Source organism: Bartonella sp. AA86SXKL, from assembly GCF_042196885.1.
The window spans coordinates 1-536 of the sequence record NZ_JBHIRE010000588.1; the positions used below are offsets into that span (position 1 = coordinate 1).

A 536-nucleotide genomic window follows, 5' to 3' on the forward strand; every position below is an offset into this window, starting at 1 on the left:
ACAATCGCACCTTGACTGCTCTGGAGATCAACATCCCCTTGGGTGCCAAGAACAACAACACCAGCAGCACCCGTTGCCGCCATATCAACCCCACCGGCTAAAAAATGAGCTTGTATATCACCACCGGCATGCGCCTTGAGGTTCCCTTGCGCTAAAACAATCCCCTCAAGCTTCAAGTCTCCGCCCGATTCAAGAGCCATATCAGCGCCTGATCCTAGCCCTGAAACTTGAAGTGTCTGGCGCGAAGAAAGCTCCATATTGCCCCCAGAGGTTGCCTTACCGGCAATCGATAAAAGCCCATCCTGCGCCTCTATCTTCAAATGACCATCAGCACCAACCGTTTCTAACGTCACATCCTTATGGGCGGCAATATCAATATGCTTTTTCGAGGTGATGTGCTTTGCCAATACGCTCTGGCTTTTCGATTTGAGGACAACGCCCCCATGACCAAAAACATTCTTCAACGAGATTTTCCCGTCAGCAGAAAGATGCAACTGCCCCGCATTGGCTGCCATATCATGGCGCATGCGAACCCC

The 536-nt window shown here is 51.3% G+C and carries 1 protein-coding gene; it reads right to left on the reverse strand.

The genetic code is table 11. The annotated features are described in order from the left end of the window. A partial coding sequence (locus tag ACFIO5_RS13430; protein WP_375705682.1) for a hypothetical protein occupies positions 1–536 on the reverse strand: 536 nt, incomplete at both ends.